Here is a 23,436-nt window from a genome sequence, read left to right on the forward strand (position 1 = left end):
CCCGTATAGCCGTTGCCCCCGTTGCCGCCGTGACCACCCGCGCCGTTGCTGCCGCCTCCAGCTCCGCCGCCACCGCCGCCGCCACCGCCGCCGCCACCGCCACCGAAACTGGAGCCATTGTGCTGGCCGCTGTCTCCGCGCTCACCGCCGTTGCCGCCGCCGCCACCACTGCCACCGCTCCCGCTGCTGGTATCACCACCATTGCCACCGGAGCCGCCTACACCGCCACCATTGAGGCCGTAGCCACCATGTCCGCCACTACCGCCGGAGCCAGCACGAACAACGCCGTCGCCCCCTAGCCCTCCGTTGCCGCCGTTGCCGCTGGCTGCTTCGCCGCCGCCATCCCCACCGGCACCGCCGTTACCGCCGAAACCGCCGAAGTAGCCGCTACCGCCATTGCCGCCACGGCCGCCATCGCCACCCGCTTGCCCGTAGTTGCCGGTAGCGCCGTTGCCACCGTCGCCGCCATATCCACCAAGACCGGCAGCGCCCGTCGTACCGCCGTCCGCATATGTGCCGTCGCTGGTGGTTCCACCGAGACCTCCCGCACCGGCTGTCCCGCTTGCTCCTCCGTCGCCACCATTGCCGCCACGGCCTGCGGTGCCGGTGCCCGTAACGTAGCCTCCAGTGCCGCCTTTACCGCCGCCGTCACTGCTAGCGGCACCGTCGCCTCCATTGCCGCCGCTACCGCCGTGGCCACTGTTACCGCCTGCCCCGCCGACCCCAGCGGTGCCGTGCTGACCGGACTGGCCATGTACGGCGTTGCCGCCCGCGCCACCGTCACCGCCGTTACCACCGCTACCGCCGCTACCGCCCCTGCCGCCGCTGCCGCCGTCAGCCCCGGAGTCCCCGCTATTCCACACGGCATTGGCTCCTGACGCACCGCCCGCGCCGTTACCTCCGCGACCCCCGGTCCCGCCCTGACCTCCGGTGCCGCCGTTCCCGCCGTTGCCAGTGATCGAACCGCCAGACCCACCGGCACCACCCCGGCCACCGAAGCCGCCATTGCTCCCATTGGTACCGGAATCACCTGAGTTCTGGCCGTCCTGGCCGTTACCGCCTACAGCGCCGTTGCCGCCGTTTCCACCAGCACCGCCATTGCCGATGTTGCCCCCGTCGCCACCAGCGCCTCCGTTACCGCCGGAAATGCCCGTTGTTGTGGCGTTGTAGCCGTCGCCCCCTCTGCCGCCGTTTCCGCCAGTGGTTGCTGCGCTGCCAGTGGCTCCATTGCTGCCGACAGCTCCGCCGTCGCCACGCGTTCCTGCCGCGCCGCCATGCCCACCGCTACCGGCTATACCGGCGTCGCCGCCGTGGCCACCGGAACCGCCGTCGAGGTGTCCGGATGTGCCGTTGGCACCGGAGCCGCCGTTGCCACCGACTCCGGCATTTCCGCCGACACCTCCAGCGCCGCCTTTGCCGTTGCTGCCCGCGTTCCCGAAGAGACCGCCTTGACCGGCGTTGCCTCCAGCGCCCCCTACGCCGCCGCTGCCGCCATGGCCACCGTCTCCCGCGTCGCCACCGGCTCCTGTACCACCACCGGCGAATGTACCGACTTTACCGTTGCCCCCGAAACCTCCCGCCGCGCCAGCGCCACCAAATCCGCCGTGCCCTCCGTCTCCGCCCCCGCCGAAGAACAGCCCACCAGCACCACCGGCACCCCCAGTTCCGCCAGCTCCACCGTTACCGCCTCCACCACCGTCTTCGCCCGCAGCGCCGGTATCGCCGATGAAACCCATACCGCCTCGGCCGCCGGTGCCGCCGGTGCCTCCGGCGCTGAACCAGAGGCCGCCGTTACCGCCGACACCCCCAGCACCACCCGTGCCACCGTCGAGGTGCAGTGCGGTTCCGTCGCTGCCCGCTCCGCCGTTACCGCCGTTACCGCCGTTGCCGAAGAAGAAGCCGCCGCTGCCACCTGCACCACCGGCCCCGCCGTTACCGCCGAATTGGCCGTCGCCTCCGTCGGTGCCGTTGCCGCCGTTGCCGAAGAGGAACGCGGCGTTGCCGCCGACACCGGGGGTGCCGTTGATAGGCCCCGAATTTTCGGCCGCAAAAGTGGCGACCGGCGAATGGGTGCCGCCTGCTTCGGCGGACCCGGCGTTGCCGCCGTTGCCGAAGAGCCATCCGGCGTTGCCGCCGCTGCCGCTGTAGCCGTAGCCGTGGCCGCCGTCGCCGAATAGCAGCCCGGCGTTGCCACCGTTGGGGTCATCGACAGTTCCGTTAGCGCCGTCGCCGATTAGGTACTGCCCGGAGGTCGAGTTGACGAAATTGGCGAACACTTGGCCATCGGAGCTGTTGATCCAGGTGTCGATCGAGGTGTGCAGCGGAGTGTAGAAGAACTCGTTGAACAGGACTGCACCGAAGCCGGGATCGTCGAGATGGACCAGCAGGGCGTCCCAGTTGTCTTGTAGGATCAAGGCGTCCCATGCCGCACCCAGAGCTTCGTGGTCGGCCCACGTCGACGACTCGAACAACGAAGCCGCCGTATCGATGATCGCGTCGCCAACGTCGGCCTGCGCGGCGGGCGCGATGGTCGCCTGGGCTACCCCGAACGCCAGGAAGACGCTCACTGCGCTTCCAGCGCCGAGGGTACGGCGTGGCATGCCGTACCGCCGCGACGAACGACGTTGTTCGGCGTTACGGCGACCGATCATGCAAGTGCTCCTTGATTTACGGGAGAGTCAACTCAGGGCCACCAACCTGGCGGCGAGCGGTCCTGCGTCTAAACCCACAGAAGCATTAAAGATAACTGACAGTTTCATGACCGGCACGATGTCCGACTACCGGAACGTAGTCCACTGGGCCTAGTGCAGGTCGAGCTTGCGACAGACCTCCCGCCCTGTGGCCGGGATGGCGACTATTTCGTCGGGCGCGGCGCACTCGGCCTGCTCGCGGGCGGTCAGCATGCGCGGTCTCAGTAGTCCACGGTCACCGGTCGGCTGTCCCCACGCTCCCGACGACGAAGCCGCTCGGCCTCGACCCAGCGACTCGCGGCGGTGGCGCGGGATTCGTGCCACTCCTTGACCGGCTGCGGCTCGCCGATCCAGCCGCGTTCAGCGCTCATCGGCTTCGGCTCCTAATCGGAGGGGGTGGGGGTTGTTCACTACGTCGCGCAGGGGCTGCTCGTCGACGACCTTGGCCAGACGCTCCTGGCGGAGTCGCTCTAAGTGGTCCCACTTGTGCTTCAGGGCCTCGTCGGAGGCCTTGACGTACCTCACCCGACCACGGTTAATATCCACCATTCTCCAGCATCCTTCGCAGCTCATGAAGCCCTTTCAGGATACCGACGTGTGCCGACAGCATCTTGATCAGCGAGTGAGTCAGGGGGTCAGAACCCGCCGTCGTGAGCCAGTTGATGGCCGGTTGAGCGCACTCCCGGCGCTTGGAAGATCCCCGCGACGATCGATTCCGCCAGGTACCACGGTCTTTTCGACCTCAGGCTGGGGGTGAAGCCGTGGAACATCCACCCGACCGGTCTCCCGATACAGCTCAGCGATGGTCGGGGCACGCACAACACCGCCGGATCATCCTGTAGTCGGCCCATAGTGGGGTGGCAACAAATCACACAAACGGCACAAAGCGCGGTACAAAATGTGGCGCGCCGAGTGTCCGAGGTTCTGGGGCCGAACCAGCGCTACACGTTGGCCGGTCCGGCAGGCGAACTCTACCGCTTCGCGTCGACGTTTATTCGCCGCATATACCCGCGACACGCCGATAGGCAACGAGAATCAATGGCAATCGTCCGGACGTGAACATCTCTGTGAGTCAACAACATTGAGACGTATAACGGCGTGTCGAGAATCCTCAACCCAAAAGCGGAAGGTCGCCGGTTCGATCCCGGCCCTGGCCACTTCAGGGGCTGCTCATTGCTTGGCGGCTTTCCTTGGTGGCGAGGCCCATGGGACCCGACCCGGCGCCCCGACTCCACTCTCAGCAATCTCGCAGGCTTGTGAGGCATCCGTCATCGAGCCGTCGCCCGCTATTGAGGCGATTTGCGGCACCGGGGTCATGTGATCTGTTGGACCGTTTCGGCGCGCCGCTGCGCGATCCCCGATTGGCGTATGTCCGGAACACACGATGAATTAACCAGAAATGCAGCATTCGTTCGCGCCCGGATGGTCCGCAACATCAGACAATAAAGCAATCAGCCCGCACGTTGGAATGGTCCACTGCGCGGGGTTCGCCGGATCGGTCTCGTTCTGACAGGCGGTGAGACGCTAGGTGGCAAGTGCGCATTGCCATTTGGCGACTCGGCGCCGGTCCCGGCAACCGTCAAGGCGCCTCGCTGTACGGGGTGCGGTCCGCTGATCCCTCGAGTGAGCCTTCATGCGGTGAATGCCTTAATGCTGCTGCGGCCAGTTCTCTATGCTGAAAGTGCATGCCCTGAAGGAACCCGCCCCGCAGACGACCTCTGCAACGGGATAGGCCGGTGAAAGGGACCAAATGAAACACATCAGAGTCGGTCGTTTGCGAATCATGTTGGCGACGTTTCTCCTCCCGGTCCTCCTGTCGGCGCTCCCCGCATCTGCCGTTGGCCTCGCGCATGCCGATAACAGCGCCTACCTCAACGAGGTGCAGTCAACGGTCAGGGTCCGGATGAACGAGAACCAAGCGATGCGGCTCGGTTCGGCGGTTTGCCAAACATTGCGCAAGGGTCCGGACGGACAGGTAACCGACCAGTCGCGAGCCGAGGCCGCCCAGGCTGTCGCCAGGACATCCCGCAGCGTGGGCGTGAACCGCAACGACGGTCTGGACCGCGGCAACGCGATGCGGCTCACCGTCGCCGCCGAACACCACCTCTGCTGAATCACGTCCCCCCGTCGGGGCGGTGTCGGGAAGGCTCCGGCTAGGTCAGCAGCCCCCCGCAGCGTCACGCTGTCGTCGGGCGTAACGCAGCACCGAACCGGCGGTCAGGCATGCGGGCTTGTCGCGATCCGCGGACTCGATGGGCAGATTCGCCGCACAGCGCATCACCATCATGGCCAGGGCGCTGTGGGTCGCATACGAGATGACGAGCAGATTGGCGTGAGCCCGCTGGCCACCGAGGGTCATCACATGCTGGGGTTTGCTCTCCCAGGCTGGCCAGTTGAGGTCGGGCGGTCGTTGCAGCGGCGACCAGTTGACGTTGATGGTGGTGATGTTGCCCAGCAGGGGTGTCAGCACGGAGATCAGGTCCGGCAACTCAATGGTGATCCGATCTGTGCGCGGCCACCACGCGCCGTCGATTCCCCCGCCGAGCTCTCGGGCCACAGTGACGCGGACGGGGCGGGCGTGGCGGGTGCTTCCTACCGGCGCGATCATCGCTGCGGCGCCGACCGGTGCCGACGGCATCCGGTGATCGACCCAGCTATAGCTAAGTTACGCAAAACATCTCACAATCCACGGCGGTTCCGTCACGTTCGGATTCGTCTGGCTGCGGGTTGCGGCTAGGCGGAGGAATCACAATTGCCTGTGGGACCGCCCGGGGAGATTGGGTGGACCGCCACTGGCGATGAAATGGCTCCCCTCGACCGTACGCGGACTGGGGCGATTCGGGTTCCGTTCGGCAGAAGCTGGACGGGCGCGGTGGAATGCGGGTTCCCGTAGGAGCAGCCGTGTCAGCCCGCGGTGACCTCGTGCACGGCTACCCACACCTGCTGCGGGTCGTACCGTTCGCGCACCCGCTGCAGCCGGCTCCAGGCCGCAGCGCAGAAAGCCGTCGAGGCATCGCCCGGGCGGTCGTCGAAATTGCCCAACGATGTGCCGGTGGACCAGGGCGCCAGCGCGGCGACCACATCGGCGGTGTCGTTCAGGGCCCGCGCCGCCAGGTCCGGAGTGTCCGCGGTCGCCGCCGCGAACAGCGCGTAGCCCGCGTCGACGCGCGGCAGGGCGGCGTCGATATCGCGCCCGAGTGCGCCGCCGAGGTGGCGCAGCTCGGCGAACATCAGCGATGTGTCCGCGTCGGGCCCGGCGGCCGACAGCAGCGCCGCGACGGCCGCACCGGGAAGCTCGCCCAGCAGTGCGTGGTCGGCCACGATCGGGGTCGGACCGGGCGGGTCCAGGTGCACGCCCGTCAACGCATGTGACGGGATCCGTGCGAAGGTGTCGAGTTCGGGCCGCAGTTCGCGCAGCGGCGCGAGGATCTCGGCGGCCTGGTTGTCCGAACCCAGCACCGCGCCGTCGATGACCACCAGCCGGCGGCCACGCACGGCATCGGGCAGCTCGGGCGCCGGGGGGAAGCGCATCAGGCGCAGCGAGGTGGTGGCGGACTCCGGGGCGGTGAGGGTCCACTGCGCCCAGGCCGGGAGGACGCGCGGGGCCGCGTCCAGATCCCACAGCAGCATGCCGGCCACCACGTCGGGCAGCGGCAGCAGATCGATCTCGACTGTGACGACCACACCGAAACTGCCGCCACCGCCGCGGATCGCCCAGAAAAGATCGGGCTCCTCCGTGGCCGATACCCGCCGCAGCGCACCGTCGGCGGTCACCACCTCGATCTCGCGCACTGTCGAGGAGCCCAGGCCGTAGGCGCGGCCATAGAACGAGATCCCGCCGCCGAGCAGGAATCCCACCGCGGACACGTCGCCGGCGCTGCCGTGGACCGCCGTCAGCCCGTGCGGTGCGCAGGCTGCCAGCACTTCGCTCCACTGGGTGCCGCCCAGAATCCGGGCGGTGCGGGCCAGCGGGTCGACCTGCACGCCGGTCAGTCGGTGCAGCCGCAACAGCAGGGTGTTGTCGAGGGCGTCCGGCGGGAGCGCCGCGGCCGCGTGCCCGGTGCTCTGCGGCGCCACCCGCAGGCCGCAGCCCACCGCGGCCTGCACCAGCAGCACCAGCTCCTGCACCGATGTCGGTACACCCACCACCGGTGGCCGCTGCGCGACCGCGACGTTCCACGGCTGGCAGGCGAGTTCGTATTCCGGTTGGCCGGGCAGGTGCGCGAGGCCGTCGTGCACCAGTGCGCTCAGATCTGCGGCGGCGATGGGCATGAAGTTCCTTTCGGCGAACAAGCCCCGGAGGGCGGCTGGACGCCCACCAGACTGGCCGCCGTCGCGTGCCGCCACCATCCCGGCCGCGGGGAGACATCGACGTGCTGTCGCGGGCCGGACTCGACCTCGATCACTTCCTGCAGGAGGCGGTCGGTGCGGTCGGGCGCGCCGTGCCGTGGGCCGGAGTGTGTGTGGGCACCCATGACCCGGCATCGTTGATGCTGAGCGCCCGCAAGTTCGGAGCGCTCACCCCGAACCTCGAAGACGACCTGCTCTTCGGCCAGTTGGAGTACGGGCTGGGCGAATTCACCTCCTTTCGGTCCCTGGTGCACCACGACATCCGCGCCGTGTCGATGCTGCAGCTTCCGCAGGGCGCCGTCGAGGGTTCGCCGCGCACTCAGCAGTTGATCCGCCCGGTGTACGGCTTCACCGACGAAGCGCGTCTGGTGATGCGCGACGACACCGGCATGTGGGGATGTCTGGCCCTGTTCCGCGACGACGGCGTCGCCTTTGCCGAGGACGATCTGACGTTCCTGGCGTCGCTGTCGGAGGCATTCGCGCGCGGAGTGCGCAGCGGGATCCTGGCCCGCATCGGTGCCGCGCAGGCCCAAGCACCCGCGGCCCGGGGGCCCGCGGTGGTCATCGTCAACGCCGCCGGGGAGATCCTCACGCCGCGGGAGCGGGACGTGACACGAATGGTGCTGCAGGGCAGCGACACCAAGGCGATAGCGGCGGCACTGCACGTGGCGGCGTACACGGTCCAGGACCATCTCAAGTCGGTGTTCGCCAAGGTAGGTGTGCGCAATCGCCGCGACCTCATCGCGCGGGTGTACTTCGATCAGTACGTGCACCGGATGGGTGCGGCGGTGGGGCCGGCCGGCTACTTCCTGTGACCGCGGTGATCCACCGATATCGGCCCAGACCCTCATAGACTGTGCCGCTGTGCACCTGCTATCCCTTCGACGAGCCGCGGCGATCGCCGTGACCGGTGTCGCTCTCATGGCGCTGCACGGCCTTCCCGAGAGTGCAGCGGTCCAAGACAAACTGCTGCTCGGCGGCGGCGCAGCGATCCTGCTCCACGATGACGGGCTGTGCACCTTGACCACCATCGGCTACGACAACGGTGGCCGGATCGTCGGTTTCACCGCCGCGCACTGCGGCGGGGTGGGTTCGCCCGTGCTGGTCGAGGGCGCCGAGGATCACGGCAGCGTGGGGACCGTGGTCGCCGCCGAGGACAGCCTTGACTACGCGATCATCGAGTTCGATCCGCTCCTGGTGGCCTCGATCGCCGACTACGAGGGCTTTGGGATCTTCGGGATCGATTCGATGGACCCCGTCGTCGCCGAGCCCGCCGAGCCCGCCGAGCCCGCCGGCCCGGAGGCGCCCGCCGACGCCGAGCCCGGCCCCGAGCACGGCGCCGGGCACCACGCCGAGCCTGGTCCCGAGCACGACGCCCAGCCCGGCCCGGAGCACGGTGCCGTGCGCCATGCCTGCAAACTCGGCCGCGGCAGCGGCCTGCAGTGCTTCGACATCGGGCCTGCCGGAGTGGAACTCGCCGACGAACCGTGGTGGCTACCCGGTGATGACGGGGCGCCGGTCACCGTCGACAACCTGCTGGTCGGCATGGTCCGTGACGGCACCGTCCCCGCCGGCCCGCTCACCGAGCCGGGGCCGGGCGTCGTGCTGTTTACGGCGATCCTCGATGACGTGGACGCCAAAGGCGGGCCGGGCGCCGGTTTCGGCCGGCGCTCCTAGCGCTCAGCGGTCGCGGTAGCGCATCGCGGTGGTGGTCAGGCCCCGCGTCTTCATCAGTTCGCCGTCCGCAATGTTGCTTTCGCGGTCAGTTGGATCTGCCGGCGGGCCTGCGCGAGCTGGAGCCGATCGGATTCGCCCAGATACCAGCGCAGAACCGCCCGCGCGATCGGTGGGATCTCCAGGAGCGCGAAGAAGGGCAGCGCAGCCATCCGTGTCACCGCCATGGCCGGGTCGGTGATCGCCGCAAGGCGGTGCAGCCGACGCGACGGCTTCGGTAGGGCGGCGTAGGCGACCAGAGTCGATATCACCAGCGCTATGTCGTTGACGGTGGCCGTGACATCCGACCACGAGTCGGGCACCAGCAGGGCGGCGGCGGTGCGCAGCCGCGCGGACTCCCAACCCGGCCGGAAGCCGAATTTCGCTGCTATGGAACGGTAATACCGATCGACGGCGCCCGCGCTCATCGGGACGTCTTCGGCGGGGACACCCATCAGGACGGCGATCTGCGCCATTTCGGCGAAGTACCGGTCACGCTCGGCAGGGTTGAGCCGGCGCGGAATCGGGCGGGAGTCGAACGCGAAATTCTCGTAGCCGATCAGGGCGGCATGAGAAATGGTCACCGCGGCAAAGAGCATCGACTCCGGCGATGTTGCGGCATAGGGCGTCTGGCCGTCGGCGCCGACCCCCGTCATGGGGCGGTGGTAGTTGAAAAGCCTTGTGGCGCAGCTTCTAGCGGCTTCCTGGTCGCCCAAGACCATGGGCAGCGGCACGGACAGGGTGCGCCGCAGCCGGTCGTGGAAGTGGCCGTCCTTGCGCCGCCCGGCGCCGCGGGGACCCCGCTGGCGCTTCTTGTTGGTGGGAAACAGCGGGTCATGATCGAACAGCACCGCTTGGAAGTCCAGATGGGGAATCTCGAGCAGGTTGGTGATCTGCGCGATCATCAGCGCCGTCGCCGGGGCGGTCAGGACCCGCCAGGACACCGACTGCGGGCCGAACGAAGCCGGGGTCTCGTACGGTGCGGGTACGCCGGCTTCGCGCGCATCATGGGCCATGCCGCTCAGGTAGCGGCCGGACCTGCGCCGTCCGTGGCGGGAGCGGCCGGAACTGCGCCATCCGTACTGGGAGCGGCCGGTTCGGCGGCAGGGGCCCACACCGAGGGATCCTCGGCCGGGAAGGTGCTGCACTGTTCGGCGATCTCCGGAGCAGCCGATTCCTGCGCACGGAACAGCGCCGCGTAGTACGGGAAGACGATGCCGAGCTGATCCACCTCGGCCTGCCGGCCGGCGGGGTCTTTGGCCAGCAGATTGTTCATCCGCAAGATGATCTGGTCCTGCAGCACCTTGGGCTCTTGGTTGAACTTGGTCACGATCGCGTCGTAGGCCGGCTGGTCGACGACCTTGGTCGCGGCCAGCAACTGATCCAAGGAGCACTGCGTGGTCAGAATCGGCTCCGGTACGGCATTCGGGTCGTCTGCGGCGGCAACTCCCGTGCCGGCGGCAACCAGGGCCGCACCAACTGCTGCAAGGCCCGCGGTGCGCGCGAACCGACTCACTGTGGATGTCATGCGGCGCGACGTTACCAGTTTGGGCTTGCGGGAATCCCGCTTTCGCCCTTAACAAGTGCGGGGTCAGGGCCGCAATGTCTCCGGACACAATTCGGCCTGAGCCGCCTGAATCTGAACGTCGGCGGCCTCAGGGCTGTAGTAGAAGGTGTTGGTCAACTGGCGCACCAAGTCTCCCGGCGAGAGATTCGAACGGTAGGTCCCGGTCTGGCCGTACATGCGCAGCAGGGCGCAGACGTAGTGCCCGGAGCTCACCTTGACGTGATCGGCGACCGGGATCGCCACCGGGGCGGCGTTGACCCGGGCCAGATAGCTGGCGTCGTCGGCGTGTGCGGGCGGCGCGATGGCCAGTGCCGCGACGGCCAACACGGGTGCGGCGAACCGGACGGTCGACACCATGACGTCCATCGTGCCACCGCCGCCCCGCCGGCGGGGCGACTCTCGGGAGCGAGGCAAATCCCCGCGCGCCCACGTGCGGCTGGCTAGGGTTTCCAGCCATGGCAGTCAAGGATTCCCGCGAGGTGGTTATCGAGGCGAGCGCCGAGGAGATCTTCGATGTCCTCGCCGACGTCGAATCTGTTCCGACCTGGTCGCCGCAGTACCAGAGCGCCGAGGTGCTCGACACCTATGACGATGGGCGCCCGCGGCGCGTGCGGATGACGATCAAGGCCGCGGGCCTGACCGACGAGCAGGTCGTCGAGTACACCTGGACCGACGACAGTGTCGGCTGGACGCTGATCTCGGCCGGCCAGCTGAAGGCCCAGGACGCCAAGTACACGCTCACGCCGCAGGGCGATAAGACCAAGGTGCGGTTCGACATGGACGTCGACCCCTCGATCCCGATCCCGGGGTTCCTGCTCAAGAACAGCCTCAAGGGCGGCATGAAGACCGCCACCGACGGTCTGCGCACCCAGGTCCTCAAGGTCAAAAAGGGGCGCTGAGTTCGGTGCCGCGAAATCCCGCCGGCGGCAGGTTGTGGCGTTAGGCTCGGCTTAGTGGCTGTTCGAGCATCGCGGGAAATTGTGATTGACGCGCCGCCGGAGAAAATCCTCGACGTGCTCGCCGATGTGTCCGATTTGGCGTCCTGGTCGCCGGTGCACAAGCGGGTGGAGATCCTCGACAGATACGACGACGGCCGTCCCCACCATGTGCTGGCCACCATCAAAATCCTGGGGCTGGTGGACAAGGAGCTGCTGGAATATCACTGGGGCCCGGACTGGATGGTCTGGGACGCGCAGGCCACCGCGCAGCAACGCGCTCAGCACGTCGAATACACCTTGACCCGCGAAGGGCCCGACAGCACCCGGGTGCGATTCGACATCACCGTCGAGCCGTCCGGACCGATCCCCGAGTTCGTGGTCCGGCGGGCCAGCAAGCTGGTGCTGAGCATCGCCACCGAGCGGCTGCGTGAGCGAATCCAGGCCGACGGCGCGGCTACCGAGCCGTGACGGGTCCGTCGCGCAGCACCGCCAGCCGCCGGATCGCCTCATCGAGGGTGTGCTCCGGTTTGACGAAGGTGAACCGAACCAGGTGATTCCAGACCTGCGCGGCGGGTGCTTGTGAGCCCGGAACGCAGAACGCCGACAGGGGGATGGCCGCCACCCCGGCCCGGTGCGGCAGCTCGGCGCAGAATGCCGTGCTGTCGTGGTAGCCGAACGGGCGGGGATCGGCGCACAGGAAGTAGGTGCCGAAACTGTCGTGCACCTCGAAGCCGATGCTGCGCAGGCCGTCGCTCAACCGGTCCCGGCGGGCCTGCATGGTCGCCCGCAGCGACTCCACCCAGGCGTCCTCGGTGTTGAGCGCCAGGGCTACGGCCGGCTGAAACGGTGCTCCGCCCACGTAACTGAGGTATTGCTTGGCCGCCCGCACCCCGGCCAGCAGGTCCGCCGGGCCGCACGCCCAGCCGATCTTCCAGCCGGTGCAGTTGAACATCTTCGCCGCACTCGAGATGGTGACGGTGCGCTGCGCCATTCCGTCGAAGGCGGCCAGCGGGCGGTGGGTCCGTCCGGCGAAAACCAGGTGCTCGTAGACCTCGTCGGAGATCACCAGCAGGTCGGCCTCCACCGCGATGCGGGCGATCTCGGCCAGTTCGGCCTCGGTGAACACCGTGCCGGTGGGGTTGTGTGGCGAGTTGACGATCAGCGCCCGGGTGGCCGGGGTGATGGCTCGCCGCAGACTGTCGGTGTCCAGGGCGAATCCCCGCCCGTCGGGCACCAACGACACGCTGACCCGCCGCGCCCCGGCCATGGCCACCACCGGGGAGTAGGAGTCGTAGAACGGTTCGAGCAGCACCACCTCGGAGCCCGGCTCCACCAGGCCGAGCACCGCGGCCGCGATGGCTTCGGTGGCGCCCACCGTCACCAGAATCTCGGTGTCGGGGTCGTATTCGATGCCGTATTTCCGCGCCCGCTGCCCGGCGATGGCTTCCCGCAAGGCGGGGATCCCGGGTCCGGGCGGGTACTGGTTGATCCCGTCGGAGATCGCGGTCCGGGCCGCCTCGAGCATGGCCGCCGGCCCGTCCTCGTCCGGGAATCCCTGGCCGAGGTTGACCGCCCCGATCCGGGCGGCCAGCGCCGACATCTCGGCAAAGATCGTGGTGGCATAGGGCTCCAGCCGTGAGACCATCCGCGCCGTCATGGCTCACGAGCCTAAAGGGCAGCGGCCGGCGACTGGGTGCGCAGACCGTGTAAAAGGGGTGCACGATCGGACCAACCATCCGGTTGATAGGTCAGCCTGTTAGGCTGGAAATTCGGGGACTACGCTCCGAGCAGACGCGACCGAACAATCTGCACCGAACACCAATCTGAAGAGGAATCTCCCATGTCCGAAGAAGCCTTCATCTACGAGGCCATTCGCACCCCGCGCGGCAAGCAGCGCGGCGGGGCGCTGACCGAGGTCAAGCCGCTCAGCCTGGTGGTCGGCCTGATCGACGAACTGCGCACCCGGCACCCCGACCTGGACGAGAACTTGATCAGCGACGTCATCCTGGGCTGCGTCTCGCCCGTGGGCGACCAGGGCGGCGACATCGCCCGCACCGCGGTGCTGGCCGCGGGCCTGCCCGACACCACCGGCGGCGTGCAGCTCAACCGGTTCTGCGCCTCGGGCCTCGAGGCCGTCAACACCGCCGCCCAGAAGGTGCGCTCCGGCTGGGACGACCTGGTGCTGGCCGGCGGCGTGGAGTCGATGAGCCGCATCCCGATGGGCTCCGACGGCGGCGCGATGTTCTCCGACGTGCCGTTCACCTATGACAACTACATCGCCCCGCAGGGCATCGGCGCCGACCTGATCGCCACCATCGAGGGCTTCTCGCGCGAGGACGTCGACAACTACGCGCTGCGCAGCCAGCAGCGTGCGGCGGCGGCCTGGTCGGGCGGCTACTTCGCCAAGTCCGTCATCCCGGTCCGCGACCAGAACGGCCTGGTGATTCTCGACCACGACGAGCACATGCGGCCCGACACCACCCTGGAGGGCCTGGGCAAGCTGCGGACCGCCTTCGACGGCATCGGCTCCATGGGCGGCTTCGACGACGTGGCGCTGCAGAAGTACCACTGGGTCGAGTCCATCAACCACGTCCACACCGGCGGCAACAGCTCGGGCATCGTCGACGGGGCCGCGCTGCTGCTGATCGGCAGTGAGAAGGCCGGCGCCTCCCAGGGGCTGACCCCGCGGGCCCGCATCGTGGCCACCGCCACCAGCGGCGCCGACGCCACCATCATGCTCACCGGCCCCACCCCGGCCACCGTCAAGGTGCTCGACCGGGCCGGGCTGACGGTCGACGACATCGACCTGTTCGAGCTCAACGAGGCGTTCGCATCGGTGGTGCTGAAGTTCCAGAAGGACCTCAAGATCCCCGACGAGAAGCTCAACGTCAACGGTGGCGCCATCGCGATGGGCCACCCGCTGGGCGCCACCGGCGCCATGATCACCGGAACCATGGTCGACGAGCTCGAGCGTCGCGGTGCCAAGCGTGCCCTGATCACGCTGTGCATCGGCGGCGGCATGGGCGTGGCCACCATCATCGAGCGCGTCTGAGAGGTTTGAGAAAAAATGGCAGAGAACACCATTAAGTGGGACAAGGACGCGGACGGCATCGTCACGCTGACCCTGGATGACCCCACCGGGTCGGCGAATGTGATGAACGACCACTACCGCGAGTCCATGCACAACGCGGTGCAGCGTCTCATCGAGGAAAAGGATTCGGTCACCGGTGTGGTGGTCACCAGCGCGAAGAAGACCTTCTTCGCCGGCGGCGACCTCAAGGCGATGATCCACGTCGGCCCGGACGACGCCCAGGCCGTGTTCGAGCAGTGCGAGGGCATCAAGGCCGACCTGCGGGCCCTGGAGACCCTGGGCAAGCCCGTCGTGGCCGCCATCAACGGCGCCGCGCTCGGCGGCGGCCTGGAGATCGCCCTGGCGTGTCACCACCGGATCGCCGCGGACGCCAAGGGCAGCCAGCTCGGTCTGCCCGAGGTCACCCTGGGCCTGCTGCCCGGCGGTGGCGGTGTCGCCCGCACGGTGCGCATGCTGGGCATCCAGAACGCCTTCATGAACGTGCTCGCGCAGGGCACCCGATTCAAGCCGGCCAAGGCCAAGGAAATCGGCCTGATCGACGAGGTCGTGCCGACCGTCGAGGAGCTGGTGCCCGCCGCCAAGGCGTGGATCAAGGCCAACCCGGACGCCGGCGTGCAGCCGTGGGATGCCAAGGGCTACAAAATGCCCGGCGGCACCCCGTCCAGCCCGGCCCTGGCGGCGATCCTGCCGTCGTTCCCGGCCCTGCTGCGCAAGCAGCTCAAGGGGGCCAACATGCCCGCGCCGCGGGCCATCCTGGCCGCCGCGGTCGAAGGCGCGCAGGTGGACTTCGACACCGCCAGCCGCATCGAGACCCGCTACTTCGTCTCGCTGGTCACCGGCCACGTCGCCAAGAACATGATCCAGGCGTTCTTCTTCGACCTGCAGCACATCAACGGCGGCGGCAGCCGTCCCGAGGGCATCGCGAAGACCCCGATCAAAAAGATCGGTGTGCTCGGTGCCGGCATGATGGGCGCCGGCATCGCCTACGTCTCGGCCAAGGCCGGTTTCGACGTGGTGCTCAAGGACGTCTCCCTGGAGGCGGCCGAGCGGGGCAAGGGCTACTCGGAGAAGCTGGAAGCCAAGGCGGTTGAGCGGGGACGCACCACCGCCGAGCAGGCGCAGGCGCTGCTGGCCAAGATCACCCCGACCGCTGACCCCAAGGACCTCGCCGGTGTCGACTTCGTGATCGAGGCCGTGTTCGAGAACCAGGAGCTCAAGCACAAGGTCTTCCAGGAGATCGAGGACATCGTCGAGCCCAACGCGCTGCTGGGCTCCAACACCTCCACGCTGCCGATCACCGGTCTGGCGACCGGCGTCAAGCGCCAGGAGGACTTCATCGGGATCCACTTCTTCTCGCCGGTCGACAAGATGCCGCTGGTGGAGATCATCAAGGGCGAGAAGACCTCGGACGAGGCGCTGGCCCGGGTGTTCGACTACGTGCTGGCCATCAAGAAGACCCCGATCGTGGTCAACGACAGCCGCGGCTTCTACACCTCGCGTGTCATCGGCACCTTCGTCAACGAAGCCCTGATGATGCTCGGCGAGGGCGTGGAACCGGCCAGCATCGAGCAGGCCGGTCTGCAGGCCGGTTACCCGGCCGCTCCGCTGCAGCTCTGCGACGAGCTCAACCTGGAGCTCATGCAGAAGATCGCCATCGCCACCCGTGCGGGTATCGAGGCGGCCGGCGGCACCCTGGAGAAGACGCGCAACGAAGAGGTCGTCGACAAGATGATCGAGATCGGTCGTCCGTCGCGCCTGGCCGGTGCCGGCTTCTACGAGTACGTCGACGGCAAGCGCAAGGGTCTGTGGCCGGGTCTGCGGGAGACGTTCAACTCCGGCAGCTCCACCCCGCCGCTGCAGGACATGATCGACCGGATGCTCTTCGCCGAGGTCCTCGAGACCCAGAAGTGCTTCGACGAGGGCGTGCTGACCTCGACCGCCGACGCCAACATCGGCGCGATCATGGGCATCGGCTTCCCGGCGTGGACCGGTGGCACCGCGCAGTTCATCGCCGGCTACCCCGGCGGCAAGGCCGCGTTCGTCGCGCGGGCCAAGGAACTGGCCGCCAAGTACGGCGACCGGTTCAGCCCGCCGCAGTCGCTGCTGTAGCAGCGCCGATGGCGGTGAACAGCCGCGATCGGCACCGCCGGCCTGGCGGTCCCCGCTAGGCTGCAAACGTGGAATCCCCCGAACCCTCGTGGCTTCGGGGGATTTCGCGTCTGCTGGACTACCGGCTGAGCATCACCGTGGCCAAGCTGCTGGAGACGGGGCTGTGGCTCGGTCTGGTGTACGTGATCATCGGCGTGGTGTGTCTGTTCCTGCGGCCCGACGGCGTGCAACTGCTGCAAACCCGGGCCCAGGAACAGTTCGGGATACCGCCCAGCAGCATCTACGAGGTGGCGACCGTTGCCGGGGTGCTGCTGTGGCCGCTGATGATGTTGCTGCCCGGCACCGCGTGCGGGGACGGCTAGATCGCCCCCAGGTCGGCTGAGATCCAGTGCTCGGGCCGCAGCGCGATCACCACCTGCTCGCCCAGTTCGGCCCGCGCGAACTCCAAGAACCGCTCGGCCCGATCGGGCGGAAGGTAGCGGTGCGCCAACTCGGCATGCAGTTCGTCGGTGCCCGGCTCGATGCGGCTGACGGGGCCGTCGACGGCGACGTAGCGCAACGTGGGCTCCGTGCGCTGGACCATCAGCGAGAAGGATCCGGCAGCCTCGATGAGCTTGACCTTGCGGGACGAGGCCCCGGTGAACACCCAGGGCTCGCCGCCGGGGGAGTACTGATACCAGATCGGCACCGTCAGGGGGCCGCGGCCGGGGCCGGCGTTCACCGACAGCGCCGCGATATGCGGTTCGGACAGGAACTGCTCGCGCTCATCCTGGGACAGGGCCATGATTCGAGGCTAACCGCGACGTGCCGGCCCCGCCGCCGGGTTGCCTCAGATCGCCGGGCCGAGCAGGTCGTCGGCGTCCCGGATGATGTAGCCGTAGCCCTGCTCGGCCAGAAAACGCTGCCGGTGCGCGGCGTACTCGGCGTCCAGGCTGTCGCGGGCGACCACCGAGTAGAACACCGCGCCGCCGCCGTCGGCCTTGGGCCGCAGCAGCCGACCCAAGCGCTGAGCCTCCTCCTGCCGGGACCCGAAGGTGCCCGAGACCTGCACGGCCACCGACGCCTCCGGTAGGTCGATGGAGAAGTTCGCGACCTTGGACACCACCAGTGTCGAGATCTCGCCGCGACGGAAGGCGTCGAACAGCTTCTCGCGCTCGGCGGTGCGTGTCGAGCCCTGGATCACCGGGGCGTCCAACTGCTGGCCGAGCTCTTCGAGCTGGTCGAGGTAGGCGCCGATCACCAGCGTCTGCTCGCCCGCATGCTGCCGCAGGATCGAACGCACCACCGCGATCTTGGAGTGCACCGTCGAGCACAGCTTGTAGCGCTCCTCGGGCTCGGCGACGGCGTAGGTCATCCGCTCGCTCTCGGTCATGGTGACCCGCACCTCGATGCATTCGGCCGGCGCGATCCAGCCCTGCGCCTCGATGTCCTTCCAGGGCGCGTCATAACGCTTGGGCCCGATCAGCGAGAACACGTCACCTTCGCGGCCGTCCTCGCGGATCAGCGTCGCGGTCAGCCCCAGCCGGCGCCGCGACTGCAGGTCGGCGGTCATCCGGAACACCGGCGCCGGCAGCAGGTGCACTTCGTCGTAGATGATCAGGCCCCAGTCGCGGCTGTCGAACAGCTCCAGGTGCCGATACTCGCCCTTGGTGCGCCGGGTGATCACCTGATAGGTGGCGATGGTGACCGGCCGGATCTCCTTGCGCTCACCGGAATACTCGCCGATCTCTTCCTCGGTCAGCGACGTGCGCGCCACCAGCTCGCGCTTCCACTGCCGGCCCGCCACGGTGTTGGTGACCAGGATCAACGTGGTGGCCTGCGCCTTGGCCATGGCTGCCGCGCCCACCAGCGTCTTGCCGGCACCGCAGGGCAGCACCACCACCCCCGACCCGCCCGCCCAGAACGAGTCCGCGGCCATCTCCTGGTAGTCGCGCAGCTGCCAGCCGTCCTGGCGCAGGTCGATCGGGTGGGCCTCGCCGTCGACGTAGCCGGCCAGGTCCTCGGCGGGCCAGCCGATCTTGAGCAACATCTGTTTGACGCGGCCGCGTTCGCTGGGATGCACCACCACGGTGTCGTCGTCGATGCGGGCACCGAGCATCGGGGCGATCTTTTTATTGCGCAACACCTCTTCCAGCACCGCGCGGTCCAGACTGACCAGCGTCAGGCCGTGGACGGGGCTCTTGACCAGTTGCAGGCGCCCGTAGCGCGCCATGGTGTCGACGATGTCGACGAGCAACGGCTGCGGGACGGCGTAGCGCGAGTGGCTGACCAGCGCGTCGACCACCTGTTCGGCGTCATGGCCCGCGGCTCGGGCGTTCCACAACGCCAGCGGGGTGATCCGGTAGGTGTGCACATGCTCGGGGGCACGCTCGAGTTCGGCGAACGGTGCGATGGCCGCCCGCGCCGAACCCGCCTGCTCGTGGTCGACCTCGAGCAGCACGGTTTTGTCGGATTGGACGATCAGCGGCCCATCGGTGCTCATGGGCCCATTATCCGGGCGGCTCGGACATGCGACGCCGCCGTGCGGTGTTGGGCCGGTCCGGGGCGCCGGCCGCAGCCGGGCAGGGTCAGCGCTCGGCGTCGTCCTCGCCGGCCGATGACACCGTGGTGATGCGGTGGATGGCGAAATCCCGCATCTGTCCCGACGTCGAGTCGAACGCCACCAGCCGACCGCCCAGAACCTGGGTCGGGGCCACCTCGCGCTGGGTGGCCACCCCCGCGGCGTCGATGTAGCCGATCAGCACCGTGGCCCGCTCCAGCGCCGCGCGCTTGAGCATGATCATCGCGGTCACCGGATCCAGCCGGATGTTGTCGAACGGCGCCGACGTCACGGTGCGCAGCACCCGCACCAGTGCGGTCAGGTTGTCGTCGCCGGGACTCGGGTGCGGCCGGTGCTCGCGGCGCTCCGCGGGGGTGTGCACCCGCATTCCGCGCGGCCGGATGTCGACGATCGTGCCGGTGGCGTCCTCGGCGGCCGGGGCGAAACCGGCGTCGCGCAGCGCCGCCAGGACGTCGGCCAAGGGTGCCTGCGCCACCGCCACCGTGGGGGCCAGCAAGCGCAGGCCCAGTGCTTCGGCGGCCGGGACGGCAACGGCCTGGGCCAGCAGAGCGGGATCCTCACAGCGCACGAACGACGTCGCCAACCCGATCCGGAGTTGCCCGTGGCGGCGCGCGACGTCGTCGATGAGGTAGCTGAGGCCTTGCGGCACCGGGGTCTTGGAGTGCTTCTCGAAGAAGGCGTGCAGCCCCGCCCCGGTGCGGCCCACGTCCAAAGCGGAGCGGATGGTCTGTTCGGAGACCCGGTAGACCATGGCGGCGCCGGCGGACTCCACGGCCGCGACGACGGCCAGCTCCTCGGCGAGTTCGCGTTTCAGCGGCCCCGGCACCACCACCGTCAGATCGGCCTGCACCAGGAAGTGGTCGATCGGCTCCGGCAACGCCTTGGCCATCGCCGCCACGGCGGCGGCACCGTCGGGATCGGCGGCGGCGCCGGCCAGCAGGGCCCGCCCGGGGGAGCTCAGCGCGCCTCGGCCCAGAACCCCCAGCGCGTGCGCCTCGTCGAGCAGCTCGCCGACCGGGCCGGGCTGCAGCCGGCCGGCCCAGCGCGGCCGGCGCCAGACCAGCGCCTGCGATGCCGTCACGGCGTCGACCCCGGCGCCGCCCGGCAACTCGGCCAGCAGGCCCAGCAGCAGGCGGCGATCCAGCGGTGCAGCGGTGGAGAACAGCGGCGTGGACAGAGCGGCCCGCGGCTTGCCGTCGGCGCCGCGGCTGCCGATCAGGCCGGGGCGGGACGGCAGGTCGAGCCAGGTGGCGGCCAGCAGATGCCAGCGCTGGGCGGTGGACTGCTCGGCGAACCGATCGGCGAGCACCGTCGGCGCCCAGTACGGACCGTCGGCGTCGGGCCAGTCCCGCAGGTCCACCGTCGCCGGGTCGGGAACGTCGGCCGCGATCAGCCGGGCGGTCGCAGCCACCTCGAGCAGCAGGCCCAGCCGGACCTCATCGACACCGGTGGCCTTGGCCAGGCGCTTGACTTCGCGCACCCCCAACCCGCCGCTGCGGAGTTCCGGCACCGGGGATTCGCCCAACGTCGCCAGGAGCACGTCGAGTTCGCGCAACAGGTCGATCACCGCGCCGGCGGCGGTCGCGTCCGCATCGGCCGCGGTGGTCTGCGACACCACCGGATCCGGCGCCCGCAACGACAGCGGTCCGGGCTGTTCGCCCCGCAGTACCTGCCCGACGAGCCGCGGCAGGATCACCGTCTCGTCATCGACGCGGCGCAGCAGCCCGGCCGCCAGCAGCTGGGGCACCGGCCGCTCCGGCGGCGCGCCGGGCGCCGCGTCACGGGTGCGCCCCACCGGGGAGCCGGTCAGCAGCTTGTCGAGCAGGTCACGCTGCGGTGCGTCCAGGTCGGCGACGGCTGCGCGCAGCGCGGTGATGTCCGCGGGCGCCAGCGCCTCCTGGGTTACCTGACCGGGGTGCCAGGGCAGGCCGGCGCCCGCCTCGGCGACGATGCGCAACACGCCGCCCGGTTCCGGCGAGCCCCAGCACAGTGCTCGCTGAATCAGATCGGCCAGCGCATCGCTCACCGCGTCGGCTGACGCCCGGTCGCCGAGCAACGCCAGCAGATCGGCGAGCGGCACACCGGCGGCGTCGGCATGCAACTCCAGCAGCGCGTCGAGAACGGCCAGCCGCAGGAAATCCAGCTCATCGGTGGCCGCCCGCACCGACTGGCGGGCCTGGGCCCGCGCCGCGAGGGCGGCAATACTGCCCGGCGGGGGCTGGGCGAGGTCGGGCCGCAGCTTCAGTAGCCGGATCAGATCGTCATCGGGCAGGTCGGCCAGCCACGACCCCAGTGGCACACCCCGGGCGCGTTCGGTCATCGATGATCAGGGTAAGGCCCAACCGGTGAACGCCGTCGATCGCGACCTGTCAGAATGGAGCCGTGGCTGGAAACCAGGACAAGAAGAACCGCTACGTCGACAACGGTTGGCCGGAGACCGACGGCGAACCTGCTGTGAGCGAGCTGCGCACTGACCGCACCGGCGCACTGTCGCCGTTCGGGAGCCTCGAGTTCCCGCTGCCGGCCGAGGAGCTGCCTTACCTGCATCCGGTCACCGTCGTCAACCGGTAGCCGGTGACGCTGTGACCGGGCCGCTGTCCCACCTCGATGAACGGGGCGCGGCTCACATGGTCGACGTCAGCGCGAAGGCGACCACCAAACGGGTTGCGGTCGCCGGTGGGGTGCTGCGCACCACCGCCGAGGTGGTGGCGCTGATTTCGGCCGGCGGCCTGCCCAAAGGAGATGCCCTGGCCACCGCACGGGTGGCGGGCATCATGGCGGCCAAACGCACCAGCGATCTGGTCCCGCTCTGTCACCAGCTGGCCCTGACCGGCGTGGACGTCGACTTCACCATCGGAACCGCTGCCATCGACATCACCGCGACCGTGCGCACCACCGACCGCACCGGCGTGGAGATGGAGGCGCTGACCGCGGTCAGCGTTGCGGCACTGACTCTCTACGACATGATCAAAGCCGTCGATCGCGCCGCGGTCATCGACGGCATCCGGGTGCTGAGCAAAGCCGGCGGTCGCACCGGGGCCTGGGAACGCCCGTGAGCGCCCGGGTGGCCCGGGTGATCATCGCCTCCACCCGCGCCTCGGCGGGGGTCTACACCGACCGCACCGGGCCGATCATCGCCGAGTGGCTGGCGCAGCGGAGCTTCGCCCCGGTGCAGCCGGAGGTGGTGGCCGACGGCGAGCCGGTCGGGGCGGCCCTGCGAGCCGCCGTGGCGGCTCAGCCGGAGCTGATCATCACCTCGGGCGGGACCGGGATCGCGCCGACCGACGACACCCCGGCGCAGACACTGCGCGTGCTCGACTACGAGATCCCCGGTCTGGCCGACGCGATCCGCCGGTCCGGGCTGCCGAAAGTGCCCACGTCCATCCTCTCCCGCGGCGTGTGCGGGGTCGCCGGTCGCTGCCTGGTGGTCAACCTTCCCGGGTCCACCGGCGGGGTTCGCGACGGGCTGGGAGTGCTTGCCGAGGTCCTGGATCACGCGTTGGACCAGCTGGCCGGCGGAGACCACCGGTGACCGCCGGAAGTGCCCGCGTACTGCGGGCCGAGATCACCGAGCAGCCCATCGTGCTGGCCGACCACGAGGACCTGGTTGGCCACCGCGCCGCGGGCGCGGTCGTCGGATTCGTCGGCATGATTCGCGACCACGACCACGACCGGCAGGTCAACAGGCTCGAATACTCTGCCCATCCGTCGGCCCAGCAGGTCATGGCCGAGGTGCTGGCCGAGGTCGCCGAGCAGGCCCAGGGGGTCCGCGCGCTGGCGGCCAGCCACCGGATCGGCGTCCTGCACATCGGCGACGCCGCGCTGGTGGCCGCTGTGGCCGCCGATCACCGCCGGGAGGCGTTCGAGGCCTGCGCGCTGCTGGTCGACACCGTCAAGGCCCGGCTGCCGGTATGGAAGCACCAGTTCTTCGCCGACGGCACCGAGGAATGGGTCGGCTCGGCCTGACCCCTCAGCGACGAAAAGCGGGGCCGGCGATGCCGGCCCCGCTTTTCTCTTGTCTTGCTGGCGTCCTGCCTAGAGGACCCGGCTGGGCTGCTGCGCGAACGCGGCCAGCGCGTCATTGCCGCTGATGTTCTCCGACTGCACGGCGTCCCACAGCTGCTGGTGGAAGCCGACCGAGACCGCGTCGCGGTTGCCGTCCTGGGCAGGAGCGGTCTCGCTGCCGGGGGCCGGAGCCTCCGGCGCGGGAGCCTCGGGGGCCGGAGCCTCAAGTGCCGGAGCTTCGGGGGCCGGAGCCTCCGGGTTCCACCACGGCGCCGGGGGAGCCTCGGGGGCCGGCGGAACTCCCTCGGCGGCCGGAGCCGGAGCCTCGGGGGCCGGAGCCTCCGGGGCGGGGGCCTCGGGCGCTGGAGCTTCGGGCGCCGGAGCCTCAAGTGCGGGCGCCTCCGGGGCCGTCG

The 23,436-nt window shown here is 69.2% G+C and carries 27 protein-coding genes and 1 pseudogene; 15 read left to right on the forward strand and 13 right to left on the reverse strand.

The genetic code is table 11. From position 1 onward, the window contains the following. Both AWC02_RS22070 and AWC02_RS22075 read left to right on the forward strand, forming a co-directional pair. Positions 1-299 (forward strand): hypothetical protein (locus AWC02_RS22070; RefSeq protein ID WP_207568093.1); only part of this gene is annotated, 299 nt, incomplete at its 5' end. Positions 300-692: 393 nt separating this feature from the next. Next, a complete protein-coding gene (locus tag AWC02_RS22075) occupies positions 693-878 on the forward strand; it encodes a hypothetical protein (protein WP_165757937.1) in 186 nt (61 codons plus the stop codon). Positions 879-1,060: 182 nt separating this feature from the next. Here the strand turns inward: AWC02_RS22075 and AWC02_RS22080 are convergent, their stop codons facing one another. Beyond that, positions 1,061-1,282 (reverse strand): hypothetical protein, encoded by a 222-nt coding sequence (locus AWC02_RS22080; RefSeq protein ID WP_165757938.1) that lies wholly within the window; start codon positions 1,280-1,282, stop codon positions 1,061-1,063. Between AWC02_RS22080 and AWC02_RS22935 the strand changes: the two genes are divergently transcribed. Continuing rightward, positions 1,275-2,177, forward strand: coding sequence for a hypothetical protein (locus AWC02_RS22935; protein ID WP_085130305.1), 903 nt, complete (start codon positions 1,275-1,277; stop codon positions 2,175-2,177). The genes AWC02_RS22080 and AWC02_RS22935 overlap by 8 nt on opposite strands. A gap of 734 nt (positions 2,178-2,911) precedes the next feature. On the opposite strand, the gene AWC02_RS22090 is transcribed toward AWC02_RS22935, so the two are convergent. Together AWC02_RS22090 and AWC02_RS22095 are read right to left on the reverse strand one after the other, a co-directional pair. Continuing rightward, positions 2,912-3,061 (reverse strand): hypothetical protein, encoded by a 150-nt coding sequence (locus AWC02_RS22090; protein WP_165757850.1) that lies wholly within the window; start codon positions 3,059-3,061, stop codon positions 2,912-2,914. Further along, on the reverse strand, positions 3,051-3,215 hold the full coding sequence (locus tag AWC02_RS22095; RefSeq protein ID WP_165757939.1) for a hypothetical protein: 165 nt from the start codon (positions 3,213-3,215) through the stop codon (positions 3,051-3,053). Before AWC02_RS22095 ends, AWC02_RS22090 begins: the two co-directional genes overlap by 11 nt. Positions 3,216-4,440: 1,225 nt before the next feature. On the opposite strand from AWC02_RS22095, the gene AWC02_RS19255 reads away from it, so the two are divergent. After that, a complete protein-coding gene (locus AWC02_RS19255; RefSeq protein ID WP_085130306.1) occupies positions 4,441-4,803 on the forward strand; it encodes a DUF732 domain-containing protein in 363 nt (120 codons plus the stop codon). Between the two features lie 45 nt (positions 4,804-4,848). Here the strand turns inward: AWC02_RS19255 and AWC02_RS19260 are convergent, their stop codons facing one another. Beyond that, complete coding sequence (locus AWC02_RS19260; protein WP_085130325.1) at positions 4,849-5,298, reverse strand: DUF5994 family protein; 450 nt, start codon at positions 5,296-5,298, stop codon at positions 4,849-4,851. A 296-nt stretch (positions 5,299-5,594) separates the two neighbouring features. After that, positions 5,595-6,962 (reverse strand): FAD-binding oxidoreductase, encoded by a 1,368-nt coding sequence (locus AWC02_RS19265; protein WP_085130307.1) that lies wholly within the window; start codon positions 6,960-6,962, stop codon positions 5,595-5,597. 65 nt (positions 6,963-7,027) lie between these two features. Here AWC02_RS19265 and AWC02_RS19270 point away from each other — a divergent pair, with 65 nt between their 5' ends. Then, positions 7,028-7,855, forward strand: coding sequence for a LuxR C-terminal-related transcriptional regulator (locus AWC02_RS19270; protein WP_085130308.1), 828 nt, complete (start codon positions 7,028-7,030; stop codon positions 7,853-7,855). A gap of 49 nt (positions 7,856-7,904) precedes the next feature. Beyond that, entirely contained in the window at positions 7,905-8,717 is an 813-nt protein-coding gene (locus AWC02_RS19275; RefSeq protein ID WP_133054896.1) for a chymotrypsin family serine protease, read from the forward strand. A gap of 53 nt (positions 8,718-8,770) precedes the next feature. Here AWC02_RS19275 and AWC02_RS19280 read toward each other — a convergent pair whose 3' ends face one another. The 3 genes from AWC02_RS19280 to AWC02_RS19290 form a co-directional block, all read right to left on the reverse strand. Further along, the gene (locus tag AWC02_RS19280) at positions 8,771-9,769 is read right to left on the reverse strand and encodes an oxygenase MpaB family protein (RefSeq protein ID WP_085130310.1); all 999 of its coding nucleotides are present in this window, start codon (positions 9,767-9,769) and stop codon (positions 8,771-8,773) included. Positions 9,770-9,774: 5 nt separating this feature from the next. Continuing rightward, a complete protein-coding gene (locus AWC02_RS19285; RefSeq protein WP_085130311.1) occupies positions 9,775-10,281 on the reverse strand; it encodes a DUF5078 domain-containing protein in 507 nt (168 codons plus the stop codon). 63 nt (positions 10,282-10,344) lie between these two features. Next, positions 10,345-10,677 (reverse strand): DUF732 domain-containing protein, encoded by a 333-nt coding sequence (locus AWC02_RS19290; RefSeq protein WP_237160544.1) that lies wholly within the window; start codon positions 10,675-10,677, stop codon positions 10,345-10,347. 98 nt (positions 10,678-10,775) lie between these two features. Between AWC02_RS19290 and AWC02_RS19295 the strand changes: the two genes are divergently transcribed. Continuing rightward, complete coding sequence (locus tag AWC02_RS19295) at positions 10,776-11,219, forward strand: SRPBCC family protein (protein ID WP_085130313.1); 444 nt, start codon at positions 10,776-10,778, stop codon at positions 11,217-11,219. A 54-nt stretch (positions 11,220-11,273) separates the two neighbouring features. Further along, on the forward strand, positions 11,274-11,726 hold the full coding sequence (locus tag AWC02_RS19300) for an SRPBCC family protein (RefSeq protein WP_085130314.1): 453 nt from the start codon (positions 11,274-11,276) through the stop codon (positions 11,724-11,726). Here AWC02_RS19300 and AWC02_RS19305 read toward each other — a convergent pair. Then, on the reverse strand, positions 11,713-12,903 hold the full coding sequence (locus tag AWC02_RS19305) for a pyridoxal phosphate-dependent aminotransferase (RefSeq protein ID WP_085130326.1): 1,191 nt from the start codon (positions 12,901-12,903) through the stop codon (positions 11,713-11,715). The two genes, AWC02_RS19300 and AWC02_RS19305, sit on opposite strands and share 14 nt — an antisense overlap. 195 nt (positions 12,904-13,098) lie before the next feature. On the opposite strand from AWC02_RS19305, the gene AWC02_RS19310 reads away from it, so the two are divergent. From AWC02_RS19310 to AWC02_RS19320, 3 genes are all read left to right on the forward strand, one after another. Continuing rightward, entirely contained in the window at positions 13,099-14,310 is a 1,212-nt protein-coding gene (locus tag AWC02_RS19310) for an acetyl-CoA C-acetyltransferase (protein ID WP_085130315.1), read from the forward strand. A 15-nt stretch (positions 14,311-14,325) separates the two neighbouring features. Next, a complete protein-coding gene (locus tag AWC02_RS19315) occupies positions 14,326-16,458 on the forward strand; it encodes a 3-hydroxyacyl-CoA dehydrogenase NAD-binding domain-containing protein (RefSeq protein WP_085130316.1) in 2,133 nt (710 codons plus the stop codon). A 68-nt stretch (positions 16,459-16,526) separates the two neighbouring features. Then, entirely contained in the window at positions 16,527-16,820 is a 294-nt protein-coding gene (locus AWC02_RS19320) for a hypothetical protein (RefSeq protein WP_085130317.1), read from the forward strand. Here AWC02_RS19320 and AWC02_RS19325 read toward each other — a convergent pair. The 3 genes from AWC02_RS19325 to AWC02_RS19335 all read right to left on the reverse strand — a co-directional run bounded on the left by AWC02_RS19325 (position 16,817) and on the right by AWC02_RS19335 (position 21,338). Then, positions 16,817-17,242, reverse strand: coding sequence for a pyridoxamine 5'-phosphate oxidase family protein (locus tag AWC02_RS19325; RefSeq protein ID WP_085130318.1), 426 nt, complete (start codon positions 17,240-17,242; stop codon positions 16,817-16,819). The genes AWC02_RS19320 and AWC02_RS19325 overlap by 4 nt on opposite strands. 45 nt (positions 17,243-17,287) lie before the next feature. After that, positions 17,288-18,940, reverse strand: a complete 1,653-nt coding sequence (locus tag AWC02_RS19330; RefSeq protein ID WP_085130319.1) for a DNA repair helicase XPB — start codon at positions 18,938-18,940, stop codon at positions 17,288-17,290. 85 nt (positions 18,941-19,025) lie between these two features. Continuing rightward, positions 19,026-21,338 (reverse strand): helicase-associated domain-containing protein, encoded by a 2,313-nt coding sequence (locus tag AWC02_RS19335; RefSeq protein ID WP_085130320.1) that lies wholly within the window; start codon positions 21,336-21,338, stop codon positions 19,026-19,028. Positions 21,339-21,400: 62 nt separating this feature from the next. On the opposite strand from AWC02_RS19335, the gene AWC02_RS19340 reads away from it, so the two are divergent. The 4 genes from AWC02_RS19340 to AWC02_RS19355 are packed head-to-tail and all read left to right on the forward strand — an operon-like array spanning position 21,401 to position 22,984. Continuing rightward, positions 21,401-21,589, forward strand: a complete 189-nt coding sequence (locus AWC02_RS19340; protein ID WP_085130321.1) for a hypothetical protein — start codon at positions 21,401-21,403, stop codon at positions 21,587-21,589. An 11-nt stretch (positions 21,590-21,600) separates the two neighbouring features. Beyond that, complete coding sequence (moaC, locus tag AWC02_RS19345; protein ID WP_085130322.1) at positions 21,601-22,074, forward strand: cyclic pyranopterin monophosphate synthase MoaC; 474 nt, start codon at positions 21,601-21,603, stop codon at positions 22,072-22,074. Further along, positions 22,071-22,550, forward strand: a complete 480-nt coding sequence (locus AWC02_RS19350) for a MogA/MoaB family molybdenum cofactor biosynthesis protein (RefSeq protein ID WP_207568094.1) — start codon at positions 22,071-22,073, stop codon at positions 22,548-22,550. The genes moaC and AWC02_RS19350 overlap by 4 nt, the downstream gene beginning before the upstream one ends. Continuing rightward, positions 22,547-22,984 carry a molybdenum cofactor biosynthesis protein MoaE gene (locus AWC02_RS19355; RefSeq protein WP_085130324.1) on the forward strand — a complete coding sequence of 146 codons (438 nt, stop codon included), beginning with the start codon at positions 22,547-22,549 and terminating at the stop codon, positions 22,982-22,984. The genes AWC02_RS19350 and AWC02_RS19355 overlap by 4 nt, the downstream gene beginning before the upstream one ends. 69 nt (positions 22,985-23,053) lie before the next feature. Here AWC02_RS19355 and AWC02_RS19360 read toward each other — a convergent pair. Continuing rightward, positions 23,054-23,436 (reverse strand): annotated as a pseudogene (locus AWC02_RS19360) (hypothetical protein); the annotation flags it as partial.

It is taken from the genome of Mycolicibacter engbaekii, assembly GCF_002101585.1.
Lineage (GTDB): Bacteria > Actinomycetota > Actinomycetes > Mycobacteriales > Mycobacteriaceae > Mycobacterium > Mycobacterium engbaekii.